General features: G+C 57.4%; 17 protein-coding genes. 12 read left to right on the top strand and 5 right to left on the bottom strand.

Annotation, left to right across the window (positions count from 1 at the left end):
• The first annotated feature begins 14 nt into the window (after positions 1-14).
• The 9 genes from QU606_RS11870 (at position 15) to QU606_RS11910 (ending at position 12,620) form a co-directional block, all read left to right on the top strand.
• Positions 15-1,616, top strand: coding sequence for an ABC transporter substrate-binding protein (locus QU606_RS11870; protein WP_069075192.1), 1,602 nt, complete (start codon positions 15-17; stop codon positions 1,614-1,616).
• A gap of 258 nt (positions 1,617-1,874) precedes the next feature.
• Positions 1,875-3,503 carry an ABC transporter substrate-binding protein gene (locus QU606_RS11875; RefSeq protein WP_024073416.1) on the top strand — a complete coding sequence of 543 codons (1,629 nt, stop codon included), beginning with the start codon at positions 1,875-1,877 and terminating at the stop codon, positions 3,501-3,503.
• A 365-nt stretch (positions 3,504-3,868) separates the two neighbouring features.
• On the top strand, positions 3,869-5,413 hold the full coding sequence (locus QU606_RS11880; protein ID WP_370531113.1) for an ABC transporter substrate-binding protein: 1,545 nt from the start codon (positions 3,869-3,871) through the stop codon (positions 5,411-5,413).
• A gap of 171 nt (positions 5,414-5,584) precedes the next feature.
• A complete protein-coding gene (locus tag QU606_RS11885; protein ID WP_024073414.1) occupies positions 5,585-6,982 on the top strand; it encodes an OprD family outer membrane porin in 1,398 nt (465 codons plus the stop codon).
• An 80-nt stretch (positions 6,983-7,062) separates the two neighbouring features.
• Positions 7,063-8,661 (top strand): ABC transporter substrate-binding protein, encoded by a 1,599-nt coding sequence (locus tag QU606_RS11890; protein ID WP_304998409.1) that lies wholly within the window; start codon positions 7,063-7,065, stop codon positions 8,659-8,661.
• Positions 8,662-8,737: 76 nt separating this feature from the next.
• Positions 8,738-9,748, top strand: coding sequence for an ABC transporter permease subunit (locus QU606_RS11895; RefSeq protein WP_003215992.1), 1,011 nt, complete (start codon positions 8,738-8,740; stop codon positions 9,746-9,748).
• Positions 9,749-9,758: 10 nt separating this feature from the next.
• Positions 9,759-10,670: an ABC transporter permease subunit gene (locus tag QU606_RS11900; protein ID WP_026139829.1), complete on the top strand. Its 912-nt coding sequence runs from the start codon at positions 9,759-9,761 to the stop codon at positions 10,668-10,670.
• Positions 10,671-10,680: 10 nt separating this feature from the next.
• Entirely contained in the window at positions 10,681-11,649 is a 969-nt protein-coding gene (locus QU606_RS11905) for an ABC transporter ATP-binding protein (protein WP_024073411.1), read from the top strand.
• Positions 11,649-12,620 (top strand): peptide ABC transporter ATP-binding protein, encoded by a 972-nt coding sequence (locus QU606_RS11910; RefSeq protein ID WP_102624186.1) that lies wholly within the window; start codon positions 11,649-11,651, stop codon positions 12,618-12,620. Before QU606_RS11905 ends, QU606_RS11910 begins: the two co-directional genes overlap by 1 nt.
• 200 nt (positions 12,621-12,820) lie before the next feature.
• On the opposite strand, the gene QU606_RS11915 is transcribed toward QU606_RS11910, so the two are convergent.
• The 5 genes from QU606_RS11915 to QU606_RS11935 all read right to left on the bottom strand — a co-directional run bounded on the left by QU606_RS11915 (position 12,821) and on the right by QU606_RS11935 (position 18,846).
• Positions 12,821-13,087: a hypothetical protein gene (locus QU606_RS11915; RefSeq protein ID WP_024073409.1), complete on the bottom strand. Its 267-nt coding sequence runs from the start codon at positions 13,085-13,087 to the stop codon at positions 12,821-12,823.
• 298 nt (positions 13,088-13,385) lie between these two features.
• Complete coding sequence (locus QU606_RS11920) at positions 13,386-14,585, bottom strand: MFS transporter (protein WP_304998410.1); 1,200 nt, start codon at positions 14,583-14,585, stop codon at positions 13,386-13,388.
• Positions 14,578-15,612: a hypothetical protein gene (locus tag QU606_RS11925; RefSeq protein WP_304998411.1), complete on the bottom strand. Its 1,035-nt coding sequence runs from the start codon at positions 15,610-15,612 to the stop codon at positions 14,578-14,580. Before QU606_RS11925 ends, QU606_RS11920 begins: the two co-directional genes overlap by 8 nt.
• A gap of 27 nt (positions 15,613-15,639) precedes the next feature.
• Positions 15,640-17,013 (bottom strand): DUF6002 family protein, encoded by a 1,374-nt coding sequence (locus QU606_RS11930; protein WP_277379140.1) that lies wholly within the window; start codon positions 17,011-17,013, stop codon positions 15,640-15,642.
• Between the two features lie 249 nt (positions 17,014-17,262).
• On the bottom strand, positions 17,263-18,846 hold the full coding sequence (locus tag QU606_RS11935) for a peptide chain release factor 3 (protein WP_024073408.1): 1,584 nt from the start codon (positions 18,844-18,846) through the stop codon (positions 17,263-17,265).
• 295 nt (positions 18,847-19,141) lie between these two features.
• Between QU606_RS11935 and QU606_RS11940 the strand changes: the two genes are divergently transcribed.
• The 3 genes from QU606_RS11940 to QU606_RS11950 are packed head-to-tail and all read left to right on the top strand — an operon-like array spanning position 19,142 to position 21,513.
• Positions 19,142-19,894: an ABC transporter permease gene (locus tag QU606_RS11940; protein WP_370531114.1), complete on the top strand. Its 753-nt coding sequence runs from the start codon at positions 19,142-19,144 to the stop codon at positions 19,892-19,894.
• A 20-nt stretch (positions 19,895-19,914) separates the two neighbouring features.
• Positions 19,915-20,808: a glycine betaine ABC transporter substrate-binding protein gene (locus tag QU606_RS11945; protein WP_069075193.1), complete on the top strand. Its 894-nt coding sequence runs from the start codon at positions 19,915-19,917 to the stop codon at positions 20,806-20,808.
• A 12-nt stretch (positions 20,809-20,820) separates the two neighbouring features.
• Complete coding sequence (locus QU606_RS11950) at positions 20,821-21,513, top strand: ABC transporter permease (RefSeq protein ID WP_168232455.1); 693 nt, start codon at positions 20,821-20,823, stop codon at positions 21,511-21,513.
• Positions 21,514-21,628 lie beyond the last annotated feature (115 nt).

A 21,628-nucleotide genomic window follows, 5' to 3' on the forward strand; every position in this document is an offset into this window, starting at 1 on the left:
CTTCAGGAGTCTCCATGGAAAGAATCACCTTAAAACCACTGCTCCTCGCCGCTGGCCTGCTGGCCTTTATGCCGCTGGCCCAGGCCGCCAGCACGTTGGTCTACTGCTCCGAAGCCAGCCCCGCCGGTTTCGACCCCAGCCAGTACACCAGCGGCACCGATTTTGATGCCTCGGCGGAAACCGTGTTCAACCGCCTGACCCAGTTCAAGCGCGGCGGCACCGAAGTCGAGCCCGGCCTGGCGACCCGTTGGGAGGTGTCCAAAGACGGCCTGACCTACACCTTCCACCTGCGCGATGGCGTCAAGTTCCACACCACCGATTTCTTCACGCCTTCCCGCGACTTCAACGCCGATGACGTGCTGTTCACCTTCAACCGCTTGCTGGACGCCGACAGCCCGTTTCGCAAGGCTTACCCCTCCGAGTCACCGTACTTCACCGACATGGGCCTGAACACCACGATCAAGAGCGTCGACAAACTCGACGAGCACACCGTGCGCTTCAACCTGAACAATGTCGACGCCGCCTTCGTACAAAACCTGGCGATGAGTTTCGCCTCGGTGCAGTCCGCCGAGTACGCGGCTCAATTGCTGAAGGAAGGCAAGGCCGAAGACATCAACCAGAAGCCGGTAGGCACCGGGCCGTTTGTGTTCAAGCGCTACCAGAAGGACTCGCAGATTCGCTATGTGGCCAACAAGCACTATTGGAAGCCCGAGGATGTGAAGCTCGACAACCTGGTATTCGCCATCACCCCGGATGCCGCGTCACGCCTGCAGAAACTCAAGGCCGGCGAATGCCAGGTCAGTGGCTATCCGCGCCCCGCCGACATCGAGGTGATGAAACAGGACCCCAACCTGCGCGTGCTACAGCAAGCCGGTTTCAACCTGGGCTTCCTGGCCTACAACGTGACCCACCCGCCGCTGGACCAGCTCAAGGTGCGCCAGGCCCTGGACATGGCTATCGACAAACCCGCGATCATCAAGGCCGTTTACCAAAGCGCCGGACAATTGGCGCAGAACGCCTTGCCACCGGCGCAGTGGTCTTATGACCCGACCATCAAGGACGCCCCCTACGATCCGACCAAGGCTCGGGCGCTACTAAAAGAAGCAGGGGTTGCACCAGGTACGACCATCAACCTGTGGGCCATGACCGTGCAACGGGCGTCCAACCCGAATGCGCGCATGTCGGCGCAAATGATCCAGCAGGACTGGGACAAGATCGGCATCAAGGCCAACATCGTCAGTTATGAATGGGGCGAATACATCAAGCGCGCCAAGAATGGTGAGCACGATGCGATGATTTACGGCTGGACCGGCGACAACGGCGACCCGGATAACTGGCTCGGCGTGCTCTACAGTTGTGCTGCGGTCAAGGGCAGCAACTACGCCAAATGGTGTAACCCGGCCTACGACAAACTTGTCCAGCAAGCCAAACTCAGCAGCGATCGCGAGCAGCGCATAAAGTGGTATCAGCAAGCACAAAAAATCCTTAAGGAACAAGTACCTATAACGCCTATTGCAAACTCGACGGTTTTCCAACCCCTGCGAAAAGAAGTGCGCGACTTCAAGATCAGCCCGTTTGGATTGACACCTTTCTACGGCGTGAGTCTAGATAAGTAACAGCCGCGCCCCAACCGGGTGCGCCAGGCGCGCCATATGGGTCTTTTTGGTGCGCCTTGCGCACCGAAAAAACCCTCTAAACATGCCCATTTGTGTCAAAACTTTCATAATTGCGACATTCGTGTACGTTCGTACCACTCTTTGCCGCTTGCAACCGTTCAGCATCTTGCAATGGGTATGGCCCCTGCATAAGTATCCGCAGGCCGACTCACGAGGTCGCCCTCACCACCAAAAATGACAACAAATCATGAGGCCAACATGCTTAAACACGCAGTCCTTCCGTTATTAGTGAGCGCTGGCCTTATGGCCGCCGCCCCCTTTGCCCATGCGGCAACTAACCTGGTGTTCTGCTCCGAAGGGAGCCCGGCCGGTTTCGATCCAGGCCAGTACACCACCGGAACAGACTTCGATGCTTCGGCCGAAACCATGTTCAACCGCCTGAGCCAGTTCGAACGCGGCGGCACCGCTGTGATTCCTGGCCTGGCCACCAGCTGGGACGTGTCCCCGGATGGCCTGACGTATACCTTCCATTTGCGCGAAGGCGTCAAGTTCCACACCACCCCGTACTTCAAGCCCACTCGTGAATTCTCGGCTGACGACGTACTGTTCACCTTCAACCGGATGATCAATAAAGACGATCCATTCCGTAAAGCCTACCCCACCGAATTCCCGTACTTCACGGACATGGGGATGGACACCAACATCAAGAACATCGAGAAAATCGATGACCACACCGTCAAGTTCACCCTTGGCACCGTGGACGCCGCTTTTATCCAAAACCTGGCGATGAGCTTCGCGTCGATCCAGTCGGCTGAATACGCCGCCCAACTGTTGAAGGAAGGCAAAGCCCCGGACATCAACCAGAAGCCGATCGGCACTGGCCCGTTCGTGTTCAAGAGCTACCAGAAAGACTCGAACATCCGTTACACCGGCAACAAGGACTACTGGAAGCCTGAAGACGTCAAGATCGACAACCTGATCTTCGCCATCACCACCGACCCATCGGTACGCATCCAGAAGCTCAAGAAAAACGAATGCCAGATCACCTTGTTCCCACGTCCGGCCGACCTCAAGGCGCTGGGCGAAGACAAGGACCTGAAACTGCCGCACCAGGCCGGTTTCAACCTGGGTTACGTTGCTTACAACGTCATGGACAAGATCAAGGGCAGCGACCAGCCTAACCCGCTGGCAGACCTGCGCGTGCGCCAGGCGCTGGACATGTCGGTGAACAAGCAGCAGATCATCGACTCCGTCTACCAGGGCGCCGGTCAACTGGCCGTCAACGCCATGCCACCGACTCAATGGTCCTACGACACCACCATCAAGGATGCCAAGTACGATCCGGAGAAAGCCAAAGCGCTGCTCAAGGAAGCCGGCGTCAAGGAAGGTACCGAGATCGTCCTGTGGGCCATGCCGGTTCAGCGTCCGTACAACCCGAATGCCAAGCTGATGGCTGAAATGCTGCAGAACGACTGGTCCAAGATCGGCCTGAAGGTCAAGATCACCAGCTACGAATGGGGCGAGTACATCAAGCGCTCCAAAGGCGGCGAGAACCAGGCCATGATCATTGGCTGGAGCGGCGACAACGGTGACCCGGACAACTGGCTGAACGTGCTGTTCGGCTGTGATTCGCTGGCCGGTAACAACTTCTCCAAATGGTGCGACAAGAAATTCGACGGCATCGTCAAAGAAGCCAAGGCCACATCGGATGTCGCCAAACGCACCGAGCTGTACAAGCAGGCGCAACATATCCTCAAAGATGCAGTCCCGATGACACCTATCGCGCACTCGACGGTGTATCAACCCATGCGCAACTCCGTGCAGGACTTCAAGATCAGCCCGTTTGGCTTGAACTCCTTCTACGGCGTGAGCGTAAGCGGCAAGTAAGGATCACTGGCGGCGGCGTTTCAGAACGTCGCCGTTATTACATCCGCCTGGACCGTAGGAAACAGACCACATTCGCAATCGCTGCCGTCCTACGGTAACGAACTGCGATTTGCGACTCCGTTGCCTACAAGGTCAGTCAGATTTGACGCATTTACTGCGAAGTCCGCGACCCATAACGTCGTAGGACAGCAGAGGCATCTAATTCGGAAAGGCACTTGCTGCGAGTGGGATCAGTGATGTCTCCCTGGCCGAAAGCCCGGGGGATTGCTCGCTGATGACAACTACAAACAAGGATCGGGATCGTCATGCGCCATACCACCGTTCTATCCGCAATTTTTGGCACCAGCCTGCTGGCTGTGGCCACGATGGGCCAAGCCGCCGACAAGAAGAGCCTGGTGTTCTGCTCCGAAGGCAGCCCGGCAGGGTTCGACACCGCGCAATACACCGCCGCCACCGACAACGATGCCGCCGAGCCGCTGTACAACCGGCTGGTCGAGTTTGAAAAGGGCGAGACCAACGTGGTGCCTGGCCTGGCGACCAAGTGGGAGGTTTCCGAAGACGGCCTGACCTACACCTTCCATCTGCGCGAAGGGGTGAAATTCCACAGCAACAAGGAATTCAAGCCAACGCGAGACTTCAACGCCGACGACGTGCTGTTCACCTTCAACCGCATGCTTGACCCCGACCATCCGTTTCGCAAGGCCTACCCCACCGAGTTTCCGTACTTCAACGGGATGAGCCTGAACAAGAACATCGCCAAGGTCGAGAAGACCGGCCCACACACCGTGGTGATGACGCTCAACACGATCGACGCCGCGTTCGTGCAGAACATCGCCATGAGCTTTGCCGCCATCCTGTCGGCCGAATACGCCGAGCAGTTGCTCAAGGACGGTAAGCCCAGCGACATCAACCAGAAGCCGATCGGCACTGGGCCCTTTGTATTCCAGCGCTACCAGAAAGACTCGCAGATCCGCTTTGTGGCCAACAAACAGTACTGGGACCCGAGCAAGGTCAAGCTGGACCAACTGATTTTCGCCATCAACACCGACGCCTCGGTGCGCGTGCAAAAGCTCAAGGCCGGGGAATGCCAGGTCACCCTGCATCCGCGTCCGGCCGATGTCGACGCCCTCAAGGCCGACCCGAACCTGAAACTGCTGACCAAGCCCGGTTTCAACCTCGGCTACATCGCCTACAACGTGCGCCACAAGCCGTTCGACCAGCTTGAAGTGCGCCAGGCGCTGGACATGGCAGTGAACAAGCAGAGCATCCTCAATGCCGTGTACCAGGGCGCGGGGCAATTGGCAGTCAACGCCATGCCGCCGACCCAGTGGTCCTACGACGACAGCATCAAGGACGCCGCCTACAACCCGGAAAAAGCCAAGGAACTGCTCAAGGCCGCCGGCGTGAAGGAAGGCACCGAGATCACCCTGTGGGCGATGCCGGTGCAGCGGCCGTACAACCCCAACGCCAAGCTGATGGCCGAGATGCTGCAAAGCGACTGGGCGAAGATCGGCCTCAAGGTCAAGATCGTCAGCTACGAGTGGGGCGAATACATCAAGCGCACCAAGAACGGTGAGCACGATATCAGCCTGATCGGCTGGACCGGCGACAACGGTGACCCGGACAACTGGCTGGGCACTCTCTACAGCTGCGACGCCATCGGCGGGAACAACTACTCCATGTGGTGTGACCCGGCGTACGACAAGCTGATCAAGCAAGCCAAGGTCGTCACCGACCGCGAACAAAGGACTGTTCTGTACAAACAGGCGCAGCAACTGCTTAAAGCGCAGGTGCCTATCACGCCCGTCGCCCACTCGACGGTCAACCAGCCGTTAAGCGCCAAAGTCGAAGGTTTCAAAGTGAGCCCCTTCGGCCGCAACGTGTTCTCAGGCGTCAGTATCACCCCCTAAAAAAATAACCGGATTTGCAGAGAGCGAAGTTGGCTCTCTCGCAAACGTGCAGCCTTGTTTTGGGAATTTTCCTACAGCAAACGTTTGCAATAGCTTGATCGAGTTACACACCCAATAGCCGGTTCACCTAAAAAGACCGGCATAAAAAAGAGAACCAAAGGAGCTTCACCCATGAAACTGAGCAGCAAAGCGCTTCTGGCCTTGGCCATCAGCAGCATCACGGCCACCGCCTATGCGGACACTCAGAGCCAGGACTTCGTGCCTACCACCCTGGCCGGCACCAGCGCGCAAAGCGAAGCCAAAGGCTTTATCGACGGTCAAAGCCTGGGCGGTACCACTCGCAACTGGTTCTCCAGCGAGAAGAAATTCCGCGGCCAGCGCTTTACCTATGAGAAGCACGGTCAGGCACGCACTGACGCCAACCGCACGAACTGGGTGCAAGGCACCATTCTCAACTACTCCTCGGGCTTCACCCAAGGCACCGTGGGCGTGGCCACCGAAGTGGCGGCCTACAACGCTGTAGTCCTGGACCGTAGCAAGCGTGATATCAAGGGCGGTTCCAACCGTACCCTGGCTGACTCCGACGGTGATGCAGTAGGCCAATGGAGCAAACTGGGCTTGGCTAACGTCAAGTTCCGCGTGTCCAACACCACCTTGACCGCCGGTCGCCAGAACTTCAGCAGCGGAATCGTCGACACTATCGGCAACCGTGCCCTGCCTTCGAGCTTCGAAGGTGTGAGTTTCAACAGTGAAGAGTTCAGCAACCTGTCGTTCCAGGGCGGCATCTTCGATCGCGTTTCGCCGCGTACCGAACAAAGCCTGTCGAAATTCCGTTCCGAGTACGGCAATGGCCAGGAAACCGACAAGGTCAAAACCCTGGGCTTCAACTACCAGCCGTTCAAAAGCCTGAAAACCAGCGTGTTCGCCGCCAACGTTGAAGACTTCTGGAACCAGTACTACTTCGGCGCTACCCACGAACTGGGTGATGCACAGACCCTGGCACTGACCACCGGCCTGAACTACTACAAAACCACCGACACCGGCAGCAAGAAGATGGGCAACATCGACAACGACACTTACTCGTTGTCCCTGGGGCTGACCCACCAGGCTCACAGCCTGACCTTCTCGTACCAGGAAGTTAACGGTGACGAGTACTTCGACTACCTGCACGAAACCAACGGCATCTACCTGGCCAACTCCCTGACCTCGGACTTCAACAGCCCGAACGAGAAGTCCTTCCAGGTCGCCTACGCCATCAACATGGCCGAATACGGCGTGCCAGGCCTGAAGTTCAACGTCTACTCGGCGCGCGGCTGGGGCATCGACGGTACTCACTACAACGGTACCGCCTACGGTGAAGCCGGCGCTTCGCGTAGCGACCTGCGCCTGATGGACGGCGAGAAACACCAGGAATACGGCGTTGGCACGTCCTACGCGATTCAGAGCGGCCCACTCAAGGCCACCACCATCCGTGGCACCTACGTGACTCACCGCGCCAGCGCGCAACAAGCGGATGGCAACATCAAAGAGTTCCGCCTGGTCACCACCATCCCGTTCAACATCCTTTAATTAGCGCCAGGTAGACGGCGGGCTCAATCCGAGCCCGCCGTCTACGCTTGTCTGGTCCCATCGATTGCAGAGGGCTCCGAATGAAAATGCTCCCGCTACAAGCCGCTATTGCCGCTGCGCTGTTGAGCGTTGCGATCGGCGTTTCGGCCAAACCGCTGGTGGTCTGCACCGAAGCCAGCCCGGAAGGTTTCGACCCGGTCCTGTACACCACCGCCGTCACAGCTGACGCCGCCGCTGAAACCATGTTCAACCGCCTGGTGGACTTCAAGCCCGGCACCACCGAAGTGATTCCCGCACTGGCCAAGGCCCTGCCGGAGATCAGCGCCGATGGCCTGACCTACACCTTCCACCTGCGTGACGACATCAAGTTCCACACCACCGACTACTTCAAACCCACGCGCAACCTGAACGCCGACGACGTGCTTTGGAGCTTCCAGCGCCAACTGGACCCGAAACACCCGTGGCACACCAAGTCCAACGTGGGCTACCCCTACTTCGAAAGCATGGGCTTCAAGGAACTGCTCAAGAGCGTCGAGAAGACTGACGACCACACCGTGGTCTTCACCCTGACCCGCCCTGAAGCACCGTTCCTGGCCGACCTGGCCATGGCGTTTTCCTCGATTCACTCTGCCGAATACGCCGACCAGTTGCTCAAGTCCGGCAAGACCGATGACCTCAATGCCAAGCCCATCGGCACCGGCCCGTTCATCTTCACCCGCTACGCCAAGGACGCCCAAGTGCGTTTCAAGGCCAACCCGGACTACTTCCGTGGCAAGCCGCCGGCCGACCCGCTGATCCTGGCGATCACCACCGACAACAACGTGCGCCTGCAGAAGCTCAAGGCCAACGAATGCCAGATCGCGCTGTATCCGAAGCCGGATGACATCCCAAGCATCAAGAAAGACCCGAACCTGAAGGTCGATGAACTGGCGGCGATGACCACCAGCTACACTGCCTTGAACACCACCCACAAATACATGAGCGACGCGCGGGTACGCCACGCGATCAACATCGCGTTCGACAAGGCCGGCTATACGAAAGCACTGTTTGGCGAAGGTAACGCAGTCGTGGGCACCGGCCCGTATCCGCCAACACTGCTGGGCTTCAGCGACAAGTTGAAAAACCCGCCACGTGACCTGGACAAGGCTCGTGCCCTGCTCAAGGAAGCCGGCGTGCCGGAGGGTACCGAGTTCACCCTGTTCACTCGCGCCAACGGCGGCCCGACCAACCCCAACCCAATGATGGGCGCCCAGCGTATGCAGGCGGATCTGGCCCAGGTTGGCCTGAAGGTCAACATCAAGGTCATGGAGTGGGGCGAAATGCTCAAGCGCGCCAAAGCCGGTGAGCACGACATGGTTTCCGCAGGCTGGGTAGGTGATAACGGCGACCCGGATAACTTCCTTACGCCCAACCTGAGTTGCGATGCGGCCAAGAACGGCGAAAACTACGCCCGTTGGTGCAATAAAGAATTTCAGGACCTGATCGACAAGGCGCGTGCCCTCACTGAACCCGCCCAGCGCGCTGCACTCTATGAACAGGCACAGGACGTTTTCGACAAGGACCAACCATGGCTTCCCATGGCTTACCCGAAACTGTTCACCGCCATGCGCAAAAACGTAGAAGGCTTTACCCAAAGCCCTCTAGGTACCAATAACTTCGCCACCACCCAGGTGAAGTAAATAAGAAAAACGCTCGGCACCGTCGACCTTGACGGTGCCGGACTTGCCTAACCGGCTGATTGAGGTACACCACAAGATGTTTAGTTTTATTGCCCGCCGATTGGGGTTATTGATCCCCACGTTTTTCGGCATCACGTTGCTGACATTTGCGTTGATTCGCATGATCCCCGGCGACCCCGTCGAAGTCATGATGGGCGAGCGACGCGTCGACCCCGAGATGCACGCACAGGCAATGGAACGCCTCGGCCTTAACAAGCCGCTGTATGCGCAATACCTGGACTATGTGGGCAAGCTCGCCCATGGCGACCTTGGCGAATCGCTGCGCACGCGGACCAGCGTGTGGACCGAGTTCACCGCCCTCTTCCCGGCGACCCTGGAACTGTCCATGGCCGCCCTGTTGTTCGCCGGCATCCTGGGCCTGTTGGCCGGGGTGATCGCGGCCCTGAAGCGAGGATCCCTGTTCGACCATGGGGTGATGGGCATCTCCCTGGCGGGATATTCGATGCCGATCTTCTGGTGGGGCCTGATCCTGATCATGTTCTTCTCGGTAAGCCTGGGCTGGACCCCGGTTTCCGGGCGTATCGACCTGCTCTACGACATCGAGCCGCGCACCGGCTTCATGCTGATCGACACCCTGCTGGCTGACGAGCCGGACGCCTTCTGGGATGCGCTGCACCACCTGATCCTGCCGGCCATCGTGCTCGGCACCATCCCTTTGGCAGTGATCGCGCGGATGACCCGTTCGTCGATGCTCGAAGTGCTGCGCGAAGACTACATCCGTACCGCCAAGGCCAAAGGCCTGTCGCCTGCACGCGTGGTGTTCGTCCACGGCCTGCGTAACGCGCTGATCCCGGTGCTGACCGTGGTTGGCCTGCAAGTCGGCACCCTGCTGGCCGGTGCGGTTTTGACCGAAACCATCTTCTCGTGGCCCGGCATCGGCAAATGGCTGATCGAAGCCATTGGCGCGCGGGACTACCCGGTGGTGCAAAACGGCATCCTGCTGATCGCCTGCCTGGTGATCCTGGTGAACTTCGTGGTGGATATCCTCTACGGCTTCGCCAACCCACGCATCCGTCACCAGCGCTGAGATCATGACCATGACCACACCTACTCCCGTGTCAGCAGTCGATCAAAGCCTGCTGTATCCGTCCCCGTACAAAGAATTCTGGCAAGCCTTCTCCAAGAACAAAGGCGCGGTCGCCGGCCTGCTGTTCATGTTGCTGATCGTGTTCTGCGCGCTCTTCGCCCCTTGGGTGGCGCCGCATAACCCGAGCGAGCAGTACCGCGACTTCCTGCTGACCCCGCCGTCATGGCTGGAAGGCGGGCAGATCCAGTTCCTGCTCGGCACCGACGAACTGGGCCGTGACTTGCTCTCGCGCCTGATCCAGGGTTCGCGCCTGTCGCTGCTGATCGGCTTGTCGTCGGTGGTGATGTCGCTGATCCCGGGCATCCTGCTGGGTCTGTTCGCCGGATTCTTCCCGCGCCTGCTGGGCCCGACCATCATGCGCCTGATGGACATCATGCTGGCCCTGCCGTCCCTGCTGCTGGCGGTTGCCATTGTCGCGATCCTCGGCCCTGGCCTGATCAACACCGTGATCGCCATTGCGATCGTGTCCTTGCCGTCCTATGTCCGCCTGACCCGTGCTGCGGTGATGGGCGAACTGAACCGCGACTACGTGACCGCCGCACGCCTGGCCGGCGCCGGCCTGCCACGCCTGATGTTCATCACCGTGCTGCCTAACTGCATGGCACCGCTGATCGTACAGGCCACCCTGAGTTTCTCCTCGGCGATCCTCGATGCCGCGGCCCTGGGCTTCCTCGGCCTTGGCGTACAACCGCCAACCCCGGAGTGGGGCACCATGCTGGCTTCGGCCCGTGACTACATCGAACGCGCCTGGTGGGTGGTGAGCCTGCCTGGCTTGACCATTTTGCTCAGCGTGCTGGCAATCAACTTGATGGGTGACGGCCTGCGCGATGCGCTGGACCCGAAACTCAAGAACGCCGCCTGAGGAGATTCCCATGTCACTGTTAGAAATCAAGAATCTCAACGTGCGCTTCGGCGACAAGACCGCCGTGCCGGTGGTCGATGGCCTCGACATCAGTGTCGACAAAGGCGAAGTACTGGCAATCGTTGGCGAGTCTGGCTCGGGTAAATCCGTGACCATGATGGCGCTGATGGGCCTGATCGAGCACCCCGGCATCGTCACTGCCGACGCCCTGAACTTCGACGGCAAGGACATGCTCAAGCTGAGCAACCGCCAGCGCCGCCAAATCGTCGGCAAAGACCTGGCAATGGTGTTCCAGGACCCGATGACCGCGCTGAACCCCAGCTACACCGTGGGTTTCCAGATTGAAGAAGTGCTGCGCCTGCACTTGAAAATGTCCGGCAAGCAAGCACGCAAGCGCGCTATTGAGCTGTTGGAAAAGGTTGAGATCCCAGGCGCTGCCAGCCGGATGGACGCCTACCCGCACCAACTGTCCGGCGGTATGAGCCAGCGTGTGGCCATCGCCATGGCGATTGCCGGCGAGCCCAAGTTGCTGATCGCCGACGAACCGACCACCGCATTGGACGTGACCATCCAGGCGCAGATCATGGACCTGCTGCTGGCGTTGCAGAAAGAGCAGAACATGGGCCTGGTGCTGATCACCCACGACCTCGCCGTCGTGGCGGAAACCGCCCAGCGTGTGTGTGTGATGTACGCCGGCCAGGCGGTGGAAGTCGGCCAGGTGCCGCAACTGTTCGACATCCCGGCACACCCCTACAGCGAAGCGCTGCTCAAGGCGATCCCCGAGCACAGCCTCGGCGCCACGCGCCTGGCCACGCTGCCGGGTATCGTGCCCGGCCGCTATGACCGCCCGCAGGGTTGCCTGCTGTCGCCGCGCTGCCCGTACGTGCAGGAAAGCTGCCGCCAGACCCGCCCAGGTCTTGACCCTAAATCCAACAGCCTAGCGCGCTGCTTCTACCCCTTGAACCAGGAGGTGGCGTAATGGCCGTCGTTCTTACCGCCCGCGACCTGACCCGTCACTACGAAGTGTCCCGTGGCCTGTTCAAGGGCCACGCACTGGTACGCGCGCTCAATGGTGTGTCGTTCGAGCTGGAAGCCGGCAAGACCCTTGCGGTCGTGGGCGAATCCGGTTGCGGCAAATCCACCCTGGCCCGCGCGCTGACGCTGATTGAAGAACCGTCCTCGGGGTCCCTGAAAATCGCCGGCCAGGAAGTCGCCGGCGCCGACAAGGCCCAACGCAAGCAATTGCGCAAAGACGTGCAGATGGTGTTCCAGAGCCCGTATGCCTCGTTGAACCCCCGCCAGAAGGTCGGTGATCAACTGGGCGAGCCGCTGCTGATCAACACCCACCTGTCCGCCGCCGAACGTCGCGAAAAGGTCCAGGCGATGATGAAGCAGGTGGGCCTGCGCCCTGAGCATTACCAGCGCTACCCGCACATGTTCTCCGGTGGCCAGCGCCAGCGCATCGCCCTGGCCCGCGCCATGATGCTGCAACCCAAAGTGCTGGTGGCGGATGAGCCGACCTCCGCACTGGACGTATCGATCCAGGCCCAGGTGCTCAACCTGTTCATGGATTTGCAGCAGGAATTCAACACCGCCTATGTGTTCATCTCCCACAACCTGGCGGTGGTGCAGCACGTGGCCGATGACGTGATGGTGATGTACCTCGGCCGCCCGGTGGAAGTGGGCCCCAAGGAAGACATCTACGCCAGGCCTCTGCACCCTTACACCCAGGCACTCCTGTCGGCCACCCCAACCATCCACCCGGACCCGAACAAGCCGAAGATCAAGATCGTTGGCGAGCTGCCTAACCCGCTGAATCCGCCGCCTGGCTGCGCTTTCCACAAGCGCTGCCCGTACGCGACCGAGCGTTGCAGCAGTGAGGAGCCGCTGTTGCGGCCGTTGGATAACCGTCAGGTGGCATGCCACTACGCGGAGCAATTCGTGGCCTGAAGCAGCCCCACCCTCTTGTAGGAGCGAGCTTGCTCGCGAAGATCGTCAACGATAACGCAGCCTTTTCAGGTTTATCGTGGCGCTCTCCGTTTTTTCGCGAGCAAGCTCGCTCCTACAGAGGTTGGGGGCTAACGCGTTCTACAGCCCCTCCCGTCAGGTTGCGCATCAACCGGGCGGGAGGGGCTTTTTTTTTGCCAGGTCTACGTCTGGCTATCGCCTTCATCATCCGGGTTATCATCGTCCGGCTCGTCGGTGGTGGAGTCGTCATCGTCCTTGCTGCCACCTTGGCCCTCGTCGCCTGGCTCCGCTTCGGACTTGGCCAGTTGCAGGACCTTGCCATGCCCACTCTGCGCCGCAGACACTGCCGCCCCACTCTGCACCGGGTTATGTGCCCAGGCCGTCGACATCCCCAACGACAACAGCACCAGTACCTTCAGCAACAACACTAAGCGTTGAACAATATTCATGGTTGATTCCGTCCGGTCAGTAGGTGAATCGCGCACGGCGGCCGTTTAGTACCGCCAGCGTTGACGCTAGTCCCGATGCCGGATTCTTGCCAATCCCCTGCCTGGTCGAAAGCAAAAATGTGAAAGGGGGCTTGCCCCCGATGGCGGAGTGCCAGCCCCCAATGTACGGGCTGACACACTGCTATCGGGGGCAAGCCCCCCTCCCACATTCTGTTTGGCGACGCTCAGGAATTAATGGTGCTCGCGGGTCGCGCGGAATTTCACATCCGGCCAACGCGTCTCCATAAATACCAGGAATCTATAAGGGTTCGGGTTCGAAACGAGTGGCTTGATAGATAAAGGGCATTGAACACATTGCCAATGTAGCTGTTACCACCCAAATGCTATGCCCACCGAACAAACCGTAAATTTGTCCGCCCAATGCCGGACCAAAAACGGCACTGGCACTCCAGCAAACAGAAAAAAGACCGAAGTAATGCCCGCTTTTACCAGATTGCGCAAACTGCATAACAAGTACGCTGAGGGTCGGCAAAAACAGAATTTCGCCAAGCGTCCAAAGTGCAGTTGATATAAAAACATAAAATGGGTGAGAGCCAAAAGGCAACATACTTAGCCCAACAGCAAGCAGCAGACTGCCGGTTAAAATCTGGCGACGAGCCCCCCAGCGCTCAGTCCAGTGAGAAATTGGAATTTGCAGCACCACAATCAATCCAGCATTCAATGCAAATTGCCATCCTATAAAGTCCGCACCGAGGTGATAGTAGTCAATCAAGTAATTCCCAAGCATGCTGTAGATCGGTTCAAAGGCAAGTCCAAGTAAAACGCTGGCCGCCAATAGCCAGAGAAAAGATCGGTCTCTGTAGGGCTTTTGGGAAGTTTTATTGAAGTCGTCTGGAACACACGGCACTTCTACAGCTCTATGTAAAATCGAATAGGCAAACCACAGAAGCCCAGAAAACATCACCGCAGCACTGACAAAAAACAACCATCGAAAGTCGATTTGTGCTAATGCACCGCCCATCACCCCTGCAACCGCCATTCCTAAATTCGCTGCGACGCGATTCAATGCCTGGGCCCGAGGCCTTTCCATCACGTCACAATATTCCATAATTAAACGTTGGTGCAGCGTTCGAATGGCCCCATCAAATACACCGCCTAATACCAGAAGCCCAGCAAGCACATACAAATTCGTACTAAGCCCCAAGAGAACCAGTACGATGCCACATCCGAATAAAAGTATTAGAGTAAGTTTTGCGCAAGGGACATGATCACTTAATAAGCCCCCACCCAACGAACCTACTAAAAGGCCGACACCATAACCCGACAACAACCAGCCGACCCATTCAATAGGCAAACCCAGAATTTGACGGAGATACAGCGCCATAAACAGCTTGACCATGGCGCTCACTCGATTAATAAAAATCAGTGATGCAAGCACCCAAGCCACTTGACTGAAATAAGGGTTAAGTCGAGAGGCAAAGAAATTAAACCTAACCATATAGCGAATCCAAATCCCGAAACACCGCCCCATCTATTCCTCTTGACTCGAACGGAATATCTAAGCGCGCAACATTATTTGCATCGTAAAAATATAGCGCCTTTAACGACTTACACCCAGCCTCTATTAACAGAGGGTTATTTATTAAAAAATACCTGACTGAGGGGCTAAGTGCTGCCATCCGAATAAGCAAACGCCAATCACCGAAATTATTTTCCGGAATAACAGCTTTCGTACCAAACCGTTTCTTATATTGAAACGTCCCCTTAGTCAGAAATGGCTCGCACCCCTGAAAATCAACATAGTCAATAGCTGAATTATTCGCCGCCCACTCTATAATTGAGTGATAAACAAAGTTTTGAGAGCCGTTAACTCGATAAGTACCGCTCCCATTTTTAACTCCGATTAGCCGCGCATTTAGTATCCGACCAGACTTATCAATTTGCGAAACGCTTCCCGCGACCCACTCCTTGGCATCGTATATCCGAAACAACACACCTTGTTTGAACAAGCGAGCGTATGCTTCTTTTTCCTCGACGCTACGCGCCAGATCTCCATAGCGACTCTTCATCGTTGGCAAATGCATCGAGTGATAAAACTTAAAAAAATCATGATCTTCAAACGAAACATTGTAATGAAATCCCTGAGCGACACATTGCTCTCGCCGCTTACCCTCTCTTTTAGACAGCTGGCTCTTTATGTCATCCCAGGGTCCAGACACATCAACCGCCTGATGGATACGACTTACCCCCACAACATCACCGTCCAGCGCAAAGTGGCTAATGATCGTCTTAGGGGCCATTAGACATAACATCTCGCTTTTGACTATTTGCAGAAAGCATTCAAGCTCTCTCCATTCAAAAGCGCCTTGGCGGACTACAGATGAGCGTTCGAAAAAACGCTCTTCTATAAACGGCGCAATATAGACCAAACCCTCTCTGACACCCACATATGTAATTTCAGCCTCTTCACCTAATATAGAGTACCCTTTGACAACGCGAAAATGGCATAACTTATCTACCGACATACTCACAACCCAACTTTATGATTAACGCTAGCGAAAAAACGCCAGCATTTCTTCAGCAGTGTTTATATAAGTCAAACCATTTGCAGGGATGCGTTTATAATCCTGACATGAGTAGGAGCCAGAAGCATGTATGGTACATCCGTTACTCGGCGTTAATAATTCACGATCAATTGCATTCAAACACCCGCAGAGCGCCATGACTAATGACCACTCCTTGAGATCCCGAGGGTCTGAGGGTAGCTTCACCGGCGTATTCGCTAATAATTGCACGCACTCGCTATAACGCTGCAAGCATTCATGAAGAGATACAACAATACCTGAACCGCCGCCTTCTCTTATTGCTGCAGTCATCTCATCAGCAGTAGTAGGCTGATGTGTATAAAAAGTTGGTTCAAGGACCTCACTTGGACTCCAAGTCGTAGCAGGAAAATGTGGGGATGCTGATTGCCCCCATAGTCCGCCGACCAAACGTGAATAGTGAGGCGTAGACGTTCCGGAAAAATCACCATCCAGCATGTGGAGTACCATGTCACTTGTAGCCAAATGCTGGACCAATAGAAATGATGGCGATGCTACAGCGTGGTTGTTTTCCCTTAAAAATTTTACGCCTGACAAATAGCCTAAGAGTCCATATGCGCTTGAGACTGCATGCACATGTATTGTTTTTCTGCCCACATCCCAGGCGTCTCCGTATTCGAAGTCAAAAAACGCTCGGGTTTGGTCAGAAAAGCGGTAGTTTTCAAGGCGTAGCGAATGCCATAACTTTAGGTCGCTGATCCCCGCCCTAGAAAACGCCTCCTTAAAACCCTGACCGATCACCTTCACTCGTTCTGGCGAGTCCGTATCTAGCACGAAAATTGGATTTAGAGCACGAAGCCTAGGGTTGTCATATAGTTCTGTAGACCTAAGCTTTTCGACAGTTTGGGCTGGGGTCAGTGTAATAATCCTCAGTTGTGTTTCATCAACCAATTTTGCTTGCAGGGCACGCAGTACAGCGTCGCGCAATGCTATTGCCTTATTTCCCGAGGAAGGTGAAAACAGTAAAATCCTCTCCCCTGTTTTCTGGATATGACAGATAGCGCGAGCAACTATCAGAGTCGATGCAAGTGTTTTCGTTGTTTGTGTATTTGGATTTCCTCTCAGATCAAGCAAGCGTAGTGGTACGTCCCTATACTCTCCAAGCTCAAAAAACTGCGCTGTCGCTACTGAAAGAAATTGGCGCATAGGCTCATTTAATAACGGCAGTTCCATTGACGGTTCGAACCCGCCATTAGAACTAGGCGGTTCAAAACCGGCAGAACTTTGTGAAAGTAAATCGTAGTAGCGTTCTAAAATAGCGACCCTTTCATTGACTCTTCCTTCCACGCTTCTTAACGCCGCTGCCGGATTAGCATTATCCATCTGTAGTTACTCCATAAAATAGGGTAGCGCGACATAGAAGCTAGACGTAGGAAAAACCCTTGTCATCATGAAAATCAAGACGAACAAAGAAATAGAATAAAGCTACTTATATGAAGGAATTGGACTACTGCTTTATAAGAAAAAAACCACAGATAAATATTTAGAAAGCCACTATAGGCACTCATCGGGAAGTCCCACAAAAAAGGGCGAAGCCATCACAGCTTCGCCCTTCTCCTTACCGCTCAGACCTTAATGGTGCTCGCGAGTAGCCCGGAATTTCACATCCGGCCAACGCTCTTCCATCAGCGCCAGGTTGACCCGTGTCGGCGCCAGGTAGGTCAAGTGACCGCCGCCGTCGACCGCAAGGTTTTCCACAGCCTTGTTGGAGAACTCTTCCAGCTTCTTCTTATCGCTGCAGTCGATCCAACGCGCCGAATACACGGTGATTGGCTCGTAGGAGCACTCAACCTTGTATTCCTCTTTCAAGCGGCTGGCGACCACATCGAACTGCAGCACGCCCACAGCGCCGAGGATGATGTCGTTGCTGCGCTCGGGGAAGAACACTTGGGTCGCGCCCTCTTCCGCCAATTGCTGCAAGCCTTGGCGCAACTGCTTGGATTTCAGCGGGTCGCGCAGGCGCACACGGCGGAACAGTTCCGGGGCGAAGTGCGGGATGCCGGTGAAGCCCAGCGTTTCGCCTTCGGTGAAGGTGTCGCCGATCTGGATAGTGCCGTGGTTGTGCAAGCCAATGATGTCGCCAGCGTAGGCTTCTTCAAGCTGCTCACGCTCGGAGGAGAAGAACGTCAGGGCGTCGCCGATACGCACGTCCTTGCCGGTACGCACGTGGCGCATCTTCATGCCTTTTTCGTATCGGCCGGAACAGATGCGCATAAAGGCGATACGGTCGCGGTGCTTGGGGTCCATGTTCGCCTGGATCTTGAACACGAAACCTGAAAACTTCTCTTCCACCGGTTCCACGGTGCGCTCGTTGGCCACGCGTGGCAGTGGGCGCGGCGCCCAGTCCACCACGGCGTCGAGCACGTGGTCGACCCCGAAGTTGCCCAGGGCCGTACCGAAGAATACCGGGGTCAACTGGCCGTCGAGGAATTCCTGCTGGTTGAACTCATGGCAGGCACCCTGCACCAGTTCCAACTGGTCGACAAAACGGTCGTACTCGTCACCCAGGTGGGCGCGGGCCTCGTCGGAGTCGAGCTTCTCGATGATTTTCACATCCGTACGTTCATGACCGTGGCCGGCGGTGTAGACAATGATGTAGTCGTCGGCCAGGTGGTACACGCCCTTGAAGTCGCGGTAGCAACCAATCGGCCAGGTGATCGGCGCAGCCTTGATCTTCAGGACCGCTTCGATTTCATCGAGCAGTTCGATCGGGTCGCGGATATCGCGGTCGAGTTTGTTGATAAAGCTGACGATCGGCGTATCACGCAGGCGGCACACATCCATCAAGGCGATGGTACGTGGCTCGACGCCCTTACCGCCGTCGAGGACCATCAAGGCCGAGTCCACCGCGGTCAGGGTGCGGTAGGTGTCTTCGGAGAAGTCTTCGTGGCCCGGGGTGTCGAGCAGGTTGATCATGTGATCGCGATACGGAAACTGCATGACCGACGTGGTAATGGAAATACCCCGTTGTTTTTCCATTTCCATCCAGTCGGAGGTGGCATGGCGGTCAGATTTGCGGGATTTCACCGTGCCGGCCACTGCGATTGCCTTGCCCATCAGCAAGAGCTTCTCGGTGATGGTGGTTTTACCGGCATCGGGGTGGGAAATAATGGCGAAAGTGCGGCGTTTCGCGACTTCGGCGGCCTGGTGGGTCATGGGAAATCGCCTGGCAGGTGAGTCAAAAAAGGGCGGCGAGTATAGCGCAAACCCAGGCTGGCGGACCACCGTTCACCCCATTGGGGGTGGCTAAATACTGCCAAGTGTGGAACCTTTTAAAAGGTAGAGACGTCCACTCCCCTGCTACCGCACTCGGAACAGGGGCTGAAAAATCAGCAAGTTAGCCTGACGAGGCTGCGCTCATGGCTTGACCTCATGCCGCTTTTGCCGGCATTGGCAAGCTGCTTTTCGCGACCACATTCGAAGACAGCCAGGAATGGCATGCCACGAAGGAATGTGTTCGCCGACAGAAGAAAAAAGGAGTCCGCCTGTGGCTATTCGCTATGGCAAAGGGCTGATAGGAGGAGCGGTTGTCGTCGCTCTCCTGGCCCTGCTGGTCCACTGGATCGGCATCAACACGATCGAACTGTACCGCGACGATTTATTGTTTTACCTGCAAGCTCATCTGATTCTCGTCCTGGTCTCCATGCTGGCCGCCCTGATTGTGGGCATCCCCGCCGGTATCCTGCTCAGCCGACCGAACATGGTCGGGCGCGCAGAACGCTTCATGCAGATTTTCAACATCGGCAACACCGTCCCTCCCCTGGCCGTACTGGCCATCGCCCTCGGCGTCCTCGGCATCGGCAGCGGCCCGGCCATCTTCGCGCTGTTCCTCGCCTCCTTGCTGCCCATCGTGCGCAACACCTACGAAGGCCTCAAAAACGTTCAAGGCTCGCTGAAAGAAGCCGCCACCGGCATCGGCATGACCCCGCGCCAGGTGCTGTTTCGCGTCGAATTGCCCAACGCCGTGCCGATCATCATCGGCGGTGTGCGCGTGGCCCTGGCGATCAACGTCGGTACCGCGCCGCTGGCGTTCCTGATTGGCGCCAACAGCCTGGGTAGCCTGATTTTCCCCGGCATCGCCCTGAACAATCAGCCGCAACTGATGCTCGGCGCCGCGTGCACCGCGTTGCTGGCGTTGCTGCTCGACGGCCTGGTGACCATGGCCAGCCGCCTCTGGCTGGAACGCGGGTTGCGTCCGTCTTAAGGCTCGGCAAAGGAAATCACATGAAAAAACTGACTCTGATATTGAGCTGCGTCCTGCTGTTTGCAGGTTTTGCGCAAGCCGCTGAAAAACCCGTGATCCGCATCGGCGCCCGGGTGTTCACCGAACAGACCCTGCTCGCCGAAATCACCTCCCAGTACCTGCGCACCAAGGGTTACGACGCCCGTGTGACCGGTGGCCTGGGCAGCAACCTGGCACGCAGTGCCCAGGAAAGCGGGCAACTGGACCTGATCTGGGAATACACCGGCGTGTCGCTGGTGGCCTACAACCACGTCGACGAGAAGCTCGACAGCGCACAGTCCTACGCCAGGGTGAAAGAACTCGACGCGAAAAAAGGCCTGGTCTGGCTGTCGCCGTCGAAATTCAGCAACACCTATGCGTTGGCCCTGCCCGAGAACGTCGCCAAGGAGTTCCCGCAGATCAACAGCATCAGTGACCTGACCCAAGCCTTGGCCGAGAAAACCAAAGGCACGCGCCTGGTCGCCCTGGACACCGAATTCGCCAACCGTTCCGACGGCATGGGCGGCATGGTCAAGCTGTATGACATGAACCTCACGCGCAAAAATACCCGGCAGATGGACGCCGGCCTGGTCTATACCGCGCTGCGTAATGGCCAGGTGTTTGCCGGCCTGGTCTACACCACTGACGGTCGCCTGAACGCGTTCAAATTGAAGCTGCTGGAAGACGACAAGCACTACTTCCCGGACTACACCGCCGCCCCCGTGGTGCGCCAGGTTTACCTGGACGCGCATCCGCAACTGGAGGCTGACCTCAAGCCCCTGGCCGCGCTGTTCGACGACAAGACCATGCGCGAGTTGAACGCGCGGGTCGACGTCGACCATGAAAGCCCATCCGCTGTTGCCGCCGATTTCCTGCGCCAACATCCGATCAACTAAGAAGGAGAAGACATGGAATTCCTGAACGCCTTTTCCCATCTTGATTGGGCCCAAGTCCTGCACCTGACCTGGCAGCACATCACCCTGGTCGGCATCGCGGTCATCCTCGCGATTGTCGTCGGCGTGCCCCTCGGCGTGCTGATGACCCGCTTCCCAACCCTCGCCGGCCCCCTGCAAGCCAGCGCCACGGTGCTGCTGACCGTACCGTCCATCGCGCTGTTCGGCCTGCTGCTGCCGTTCTACTCCAAATTCGGCCAGGGCCTGGGGCCGATGCCAGCGATCACCGCGGTATTCCTCTATTCCCTGTTGCCGATCATGCGTAACACCTACCTGGCCCTGACAAGCGTGGATCCGGGCATTCGCGAGGCCGCCAAAGGCATCGGCATGACCTTCGGCCAGCGCCTGCGCATGGTCGAACTGCCCATCGCCGTGCCGGTGATCCTCGCCGGGGTACGCACCGCCGTGGTGATGAACATCGGTGTGATGACCATCGCCGCCACCATCGGCGCCGGCGGCCTGGGTGTACTTATTCTGGCTTCCATCAGCCGCAGCGACATGTCGATGCTGATCGTTGGCGCCGTGTTGGTCAGTCTCCTGGCCATCTTCGCCGACCTGCTTCTGCAATGGCTGCAACGCTCGCTGACGAGTAGGGGGTGTTCGCCGCAAATGGCGGGCGCGCCGTCGCCCCACAAAGCGCAAGACTAGGCGCGAGGAGAGAGATTTGGTTTCTTCAAATGAACGACGAGCAACGACGGATTGCGCTTTGTGGGGCACGGCCCTCCGGGTTGGAGCTGTGATCCCGCCGGGCTGCGTTGTGGGA

This window comes from Pseudomonas sp. OVF7 (assembly GCF_030644265.1).
GTDB lineage: Bacteria > Pseudomonadota > Gammaproteobacteria > Pseudomonadales > Pseudomonadaceae > Aquipseudomonas > Aquipseudomonas gorinensis.